7 protein-coding genes and 1 tRNA gene are annotated in these 6,391 nt (G+C 41.2%); 3 read left to right on the top strand and 5 right to left on the bottom strand.

From position 1 onward, the window contains the following. The 3 genes from BSG1_RS18550 to BSG1_RS18540 form a co-directional block, all read right to left on the bottom strand. Window positions 1-749 (bottom strand): P1 family peptidase (locus tag BSG1_RS18550; protein WP_006838764.1); only part of this gene is annotated, 749 nt, incomplete at its 3' end. A 170-nt stretch (window positions 750-919) separates the two neighbouring features. Then, entirely contained in the window at window positions 920-1,318 is a 399-nt protein-coding gene (gene gsiB / locus BSG1_RS18545; protein ID WP_006838763.1) for a glucose starvation-inducible protein GsiB, read from the bottom strand. 436 nt (window positions 1,319-1,754) lie between these two features. Continuing rightward, the gene (locus tag BSG1_RS18540) at window positions 1,755-2,807 is read right to left on the bottom strand and encodes a M42 family metallopeptidase (protein ID WP_006838762.1); all 1,053 of its coding nucleotides are present in this window, start codon (window positions 2,805-2,807) and stop codon (window positions 1,755-1,757) included. A gap of 307 nt (window positions 2,808-3,114) precedes the next feature. Between BSG1_RS18540 and kynA the strand changes: the two genes are divergently transcribed. Next, the gene (gene kynA, locus BSG1_RS18535) at window positions 3,115-3,957 is read left to right on the top strand and encodes a tryptophan 2,3-dioxygenase (RefSeq protein WP_006838760.1); all 843 of its coding nucleotides are present in this window, start codon (window positions 3,115-3,117) and stop codon (window positions 3,955-3,957) included. 298 nt (window positions 3,958-4,255) lie between these two features. Here kynA and BSG1_RS18530 read toward each other — a convergent pair. Continuing rightward, window positions 4,256-4,327, bottom strand: a tRNA-Val gene (locus tag BSG1_RS18530). A 153-nt stretch (window positions 4,328-4,480) separates the two neighbouring features. Between BSG1_RS18530 and BSG1_RS18525 the strand changes: the two genes are divergently transcribed. Further along, window positions 4,481-4,711, top strand: coding sequence for a WYL domain-containing protein (locus BSG1_RS18525; RefSeq protein WP_006838759.1), 231 nt, complete (start codon window positions 4,481-4,483; stop codon window positions 4,709-4,711). A 32-nt stretch (window positions 4,712-4,743) separates the two neighbouring features. Here BSG1_RS18525 and BSG1_RS18520 read toward each other — a convergent pair whose 3' ends face one another. Next, on the bottom strand, window positions 4,744-5,298 hold the full coding sequence (locus BSG1_RS18520; RefSeq protein ID WP_006838758.1) for a phosphatidylglycerophosphatase A family protein: 555 nt from the start codon (window positions 5,296-5,298) through the stop codon (window positions 4,744-4,746). A gap of 246 nt (window positions 5,299-5,544) precedes the next feature. Here BSG1_RS18520 and BSG1_RS18515 point away from each other — a divergent pair, with 246 nt between their 5' ends. Next, complete coding sequence (locus BSG1_RS18515; protein ID WP_006838757.1) at window positions 5,545-6,270, top strand: alpha/beta hydrolase; 726 nt, start codon at window positions 5,545-5,547, stop codon at window positions 6,268-6,270. Window positions 6,271-6,391 lie beyond the last annotated feature (121 nt).

Below are 6,391 nucleotides of genomic sequence, written 5' to 3'. Positions count from 1 at the left end.
GCCCTTTTAGCTAATCTCTTAAGCTGTCTGTCTGACATTGGAATGTCCACAGCAAGAATGATCATGATCGATCCGTCAGGCAGCTTTTCGCCGGTCGGTTCCAACTCCCGATCAAGGAACTTGTTTTCTTCTCTTCTTCCAAAATTGGTCTGCACTAAACTGGCAACTGTAAAGGTTTCACCTTCAGCTTCAATAAGCCTTGACGATGTACCGATTCCACCTTTATAACCAAGACACATTGTTCCCGCCCCTGCTCCTATTGCACCATTTTGAGAAGGTGAGCTGCTTGCAGCTTTGATTGCTTCTTCTGCATGAGAAGGTTGAACCGCTTGCAGTCTGACTGAATTCAGGAAACTATCATTGCACTCACCTACGACAATGTTAATGGAACCAGTTGTTTCACCTATTTCAGGCGTTTGGCCCATCATGTACTGAAGTGCCCCCTGCCAAACATTTCCCACTGAAAAAGTGTTCGTCAGCATGATCGGAGATTCTAAGAGGCCCAGTTCATCAATTTGGATAAGGCCGGTAGTTTTGCCAAAACCATTTATAACATAGCTTGCACTGCGTACCTTTTGGCGGTATAGGTTTTGGCCATGCGGCAAGACAGCTGTTACACCAGTTTGTACTTTTTCGCCATTCTCCTTGTCTTCAGACAGAGTGACATGCCCAACCTTTACACCTTTTACATCCGTAATGCAATTGTTATGTCCCTTGGGTAGTTTGCCTATTGAAAATAGCGTATTCATCCCTTCACCTCTTTATACCACTCCTATTTCTTTCCATCTTCCTACTTTAGGCCAATTAATTCAAGCTTTTTCCTAAGAATTAACTAATATTTGAATAGATAAAGAAGATCTCTGCCAAAGCAGGCAGAGATCCCCTTACATTCTATGCAGATCGAATCTGATTCCCGATATCAGGAATTATTGTTTCCGCTGCGGTTGCCGCCTTTTTCTCCGATGTCTTGGTAGAACTCTTTGTCGTGATTTCGGCTGGTTGCTTCGCCGCCTTTTTCACCAATCTCCTGATAGAATTCCTTGTCATGGTTACGGCTTGTTGCCTCGCCGCCCTTTTCACCAATTTCCTGGTAGAATTCCTTGTCATGATTGCGGCTTGTTGTTTCTCCGCCTTTTTCTCCGATTTCTTGATAGAATTCTTTGTCATGACTTTGACTTGTTGCTTCGCCGCCCTTTTCACCAATTTCCTGGTAGAATTCCTTATCATGGTTGCGGCTTGTTGCTTTTCCGCCCATACGTCCTGCTTCTTCTCTTGACATCTTACCGTTATTGTTATTATTGTTTTGGTTGTTTGCCATTCTAAACACACTCCTTCAAAAGTTTAGTATTTAGCTTTAAGAAGCTTATAGTAGAAATATATATCCTTCATAAGGTGCAATAAACAAAAAAAGTCGAAAATCATCGAATTTCATGATATTACCATCTGGTGACAGGGCATTCAAATTCTATGTATCTAAATTCGTCTTGCATATGCGAGCGGTGTGTGGAATTTCTTGGCTGCCAACCTATGACACCTGCGCTCTGGCTTCGGGGTACTTCATTTCCTGCTTTCTCTCTCTATGACACACCGCGCTTCAACTTCGCGGTACTTCATTTTCTTCTTCCTCTCGCAATGACACACCGTGCTTCGACTTCGCGGTACTTCATTCCCTTCTTCCTCTCGCAATGACAACCGCGCGTCATATTGAACAGAAAAAGCCAACCGTAAACGATTGGCCTTTCATTCTTAGTTTTCTATTCCACCATTTGAGACTGTACATAGTGATAAAGAAGTTTTTCTGTATTGTATAAAGAGGATTCATGTGTTCTTTCATATGCATGTGAAGCATCGATTCCTGCCCCGACGAGTCCATGAATGATATCATGTCCTGCACGGATGGCTGCTGAGGCATCAGAACCATAAAACGGATAGATGTCCACCTTGTAGTCAATTCCATTCTCTTTTGAAAGTTCCACCAAATGCTTTCTCAACCCTAAATGATAAGGACCGCTTGAATCTTTGGCACAGATGGAAACAGTATATTCATCAGAGGATTGTCCGTCTCCCAGCGCTCCCATATCCACTGCCAGGTACTCTACTGTCTCAGGGGTAATATTCGAGTTTCCGCCGTAGCCGATCTCCTCATTATTGGAAATAAGAAAATGGGTTGTGTACGGCAGCGTCTTGCCTTCTTCTTTAATTTTTTTGATCAGCTGAAGCAGCATTCCGACACTTGCTTTATCATCCAGATGCCTTGATTTAATATAACCGCTGTCCGTGATTTCCGCACGAGGGTCGAAAGAGACAAAATCTCCCACTTCAATCCCAAGCTCCCTTACTTCGCCTGGGTTTGAAACTCTCGCATCAATACGGATTTCGATATTGGCATCGTCACGCTTAGCTTCTCCTGCATTTTTATAAACATGGACAGATGTCTGATGCATCAAAATCGTTCCAGTATAGGTTTTTCCAGAAGAAGTTTCAATCGTACAATATTCTCCTTCTACAGCATTCCAGCGGAAGCCGCCAATCATGGAAAGCTTTAATCGTCCGTCAGCTTTAATGTCTTTTACCATTGCCCCCAATGTATCCACATGGGCAGTCAGCATACGGTGCCTGCTGTCATCTTCTCCCGGTATGGTCACAATCAGGCCGCCTTTTCTGTTTCTGTACATCTCGTAACCCGTCTCTTTTAGATAGTCCTCGACGAAGGATATGATTGTATTCGTATTCCCGGAAGGACTTGGGATACTAACGAGCTGTTTGATAAGTTCCATTGTATTCTTTGTGTTTGGATATGTAGTCATTTTGTCATTCTCCTTTCCCCTTTTGTTTCATTATAGCCTAAAAGGGCAGCCGGATAAATCTCAAGGTCCTCAACGCTGCAGCTCACATTTACCTGGGGATTTATGATAATTTGGGCATTAACATAGAGGAAAGTTTTGAATGAACTAACCAGAGAAGCCGCCAATGCTATTTTTTCGAATAAAAAAAATATTGTACCAAGAGAAACCTGAATCCCCCCTCATTTATTTGCAATAATTGAAGGAGTTTGACCTTTTGAATCGAAGTTTGTATAAGAGACACCACTGTTTAAATATCAGGAGGGAAAACATGGGAGAAAATAAGCAAACGAACATTTTTGAAAAGGATATACATACCGACTTTTTAGAGAAAATGACCTATGGGGATTACCTGCAATTGGACTCGCTTCTTTCAAGCCAAAAGAGACTATCAGGACACCATGACGAGATGTTATTTATCATCATTCACCAGGTAAGTGAGTTATGGATGAAGTTGATATTGCACGAGCTTGAAGCCAGTATCAACCTTATCCAAAAAGGAGAGCTCTCCCCTGCTTTTAAAATGTTGGCGAGGGTATCAAAGATACAATCACAAATCATCCAAGCATGGGATGTCCTGTCCACTTTAACTCCAGCGGAATATATGGAATTCAGGGAAAAGCTCGGTCAGGCATCGGGGTTCCAGTCCTATCAATACCGTATGATCGAGTTCATGCTTGGCTACAAAACGAAACATGTGCTTGAAATCTATAAAAAGGATGAGCATCTTCATCAGCAGCTGCTGGAAGCATACCAAAAGCCAAGCATATATGACGCCTCTATCCTCGCACTATCCAGGGCCGGTTTGAATATTCCAGATGAAGTGTTGAACAGGGATTTTACTACTGCCTATGAATACCATCAGTCTGTTGAAGAAGCCTGGATTTCTGTATATAAGGATGTTGAAAAATACTGGGATCTTTACGAACTTGCAGAAAAACTCATAGATATAGAAGACTGGCTTCAACAATGGAGATTCAGGCACATGAAAACAGTCGAGAGAATCATTGGACATAAGAAAGGCACTGGAGGTTCTTCAGGTGTAGGTTATCTAAAGAAGGTCCTCGATCACAGATTCTTTCCAGAGCTTTGGGATGTCCGAACAAAATTATAAACACACACTGCTCCAGCTCAGACACCAGAAACCCGAAGAGATTATCTCTCTTCGGGTTTCTCTATGAACCTTATAAAAAGTCTGTTTTCTTATAGATTGTTGCTTTCAGAAAAATCCCACGTGCCGGATTCCTCCCCCTAGGTACAAGGTTTTTTCTCTCTGAACAGTGAGAGTAGCTCTTTTCTTTCTTGCATACCTGGATATTTCAAAAAAAACAGATTAAATAGCAACAAAGTTTAAGAAAAGAGCCTATAAAACAGAAAAGAGCACTGCTAATGAAGCAGTGCTCTTTACGGTATGATCTGAGAGGGATTCGAACCCCCGACCCCATCCCTGTCAAGGATGTATTCTCCCGCTGAACTATCAGATCAAGATAGTAAATGTTTTCAGTTACATATTCTATTATAAGAAATATTAACGGTTTGTCAATACTCCGGTGAACTTTTTTATGAGATCACGAATAAAAGAACGGATGTTCGTATAGAATGTTACTACTTTCATTCTACAAAAAGGAGAGCCACTTATGGAAAAGAACCTAAGAAAAGCCTGGCAAAACAGAACTCCTGTTACGATCATTTATAAAAATGAGCAAGATGTATTCACCAAACGAACCATTCTCATTACTAAAATAGAAAATGAATATATCCATGCTTATTGCTATTTACGACAACAATTCAGGACCTTCCGTATGCATAATATCCTTTCTGCCTTACCTGCAACTATTTATTACGGACAACATCTATCATATTTATGAAAATCCCGGCAAAAAATTGCCGGGACCAATGGTTATCCTATGATTTCCTCTTCGTCATGGGCCTTGATTTCTTCGTCTGTGAATTGTTCTTCCTCATCACGGAGTCGGTGGGCAATCCTCGATGCTGCATTCGCAGCAATGCTTGCCACCATATCATCAAGGAAAGTATGGACACCTTTTCCATTTTTAGTATCCAGCTCCCGGATAATCCCTATTTTATTTTTATCAAGGTGGCCAAAAGTTGTTACCGCGATACTACCATAACCAAGGGCTGCACCGAGGGCAATCGTTTCGTCAACACCAAACAAGCCTTCATCTGTTTCCACAATCGACTGAAGCGGTTCGGAAAGCTGTTTATTCTCAGCAAGGATATCCAGTTCAACCCCTACGAGGATTGCATGTTGAATTTCCCTTTTAAGCAGGACCTTCTCAACACTTTCTATACACTCCGCCATTTCGAGTTCAGGATGGTAAGGGTATTGCATTTGAAAGACGATATCAGCTATATCTTCTACTGAAACTCCCCTTTCCTCAAGTTTCTGTTTAGCGGCATATGTAACATCTTTGGAATGTATGATTTTAGACATTTTATCCCTCCTATATTTACAGAGCTTTTTTCACATTATACGGATAATTCGCTCAATATGAAACTAATACCTCTTCTACTTTTCTCAAGAATGACAGTCTTAAAACCTCTCTGCTTAAATCAGTGATTGTGAGCGGTTGCAGGGATTTTGGAATTCAATTATGGTACAATCTGTTTTGGTAGGCTTTTCACCATGCTTGAAAGGCCAATTTTGAACCATGACTATTTAAACATTGGAGGTATATGAATGTCTGCTTCTAGAGGAACAATCAATGAAATCAGCCTCTTCAGTAAAGAACTGAATGAAGAAATAACTATGCTTGTTTATTTACCCCCCTCCTATTCACCCTTATATAAGTATTCTTTAGTAATCTGCCAGGATGGAAGGGATTATTTTCAATTGGGCAGAATCCCTCGGGTTGCTGATGAATTAATCGGCAATCAAGAAATTGAGAATATGATCATTGTCGGTATTCCTTACAAGGATGTTCATGACCGCAGAAGAAAATATCATCCCGATGGTGAACAAAATGCTGCTTATATCCGCTTCTTAGCGCATGAATTGGTGCCTTATCTGGATGAAGAATACCCAGTCTATCACATGGGGATGGGAAGGGCTTTGATTGGTGATTCCCTTGGTGCCTCTGTTTCTTTGATGACCGCTTTAAAGTATCCAAATATGTTTGGAAAGGTCATTCTGCAATCACCTTTTGTGAATGAGAAAGTAATCGAAGCAGTAAAACGTAATCGACAGCCTCATCTCCTGAACATCTACCATATCATCGGTAAAGGGGAGACGGAAGTTAAAACGACCAATGGGGAAACAGCTGACTTCCTTACTCCAAACAGAGAGCTTCATGAATTATTTGAGAAAGAAAACTTCACCACTTTTTACGATGAATTTGATGGCGATCATACTTGGAAGTACTGGCAGCCTGACTTGAAACGTGCCTTAAAGCATATGTTCTCATAGGACGTTAAAAAATATGGCATAATAACGGCGAAGCACAAGAATGATATCTCATTGATTTTTGTCTCATTCGAAAGAAACCCTCGGGTTTCTTTCGCTTTTCAGCTCTGCTGAAAAGTAGCCG

The organism is Bacillus sp. SG-1 (genome assembly GCF_000181495.1).
Taxonomy (GTDB): Bacteria; Bacillota; Bacilli; order Bacillales; family Bacillaceae_B; genus Rossellomorea.
This window is presented reverse-complemented; position numbering and strand designations above follow the sequence as displayed.

Coding starts and splice junctions, on each gene's coding strand:
- BSG1_RS18520 (WP_006838758.1), bottom strand. CDS start 5,298: ATGTCTAAAATCATACATTCCAAAGATGTTACATATGCCGCTAAACAG.
- BSG1_RS18515 (WP_006838757.1), top strand. CDS start 5,545: ATGTCTGCTTCTAGAGGAACAATCAATGAAATCAGCCTCTTCAGTAAA.
- kynA (WP_006838760.1), top strand. CDS start 3,115: ATGGGAGAAAATAAGCAAACGAACATTTTTGAAAAGGATATACATACC.
- BSG1_RS18540 (WP_006838762.1), bottom strand. CDS start 2,807: ATGACTACATATCCAAACACAAAGAATACAATGGAACTTATCAAACAG.
- BSG1_RS18525 (WP_006838759.1), top strand. CDS start 4,481: ATGGAAAAGAACCTAAGAAAAGCCTGGCAAAACAGAACTCCTGTTACG.
- gsiB (WP_006838763.1), bottom strand. CDS start 1,318: ATGGCAAACAACCAAAACAATAATAACAATAACGGTAAGATGTCAAGA.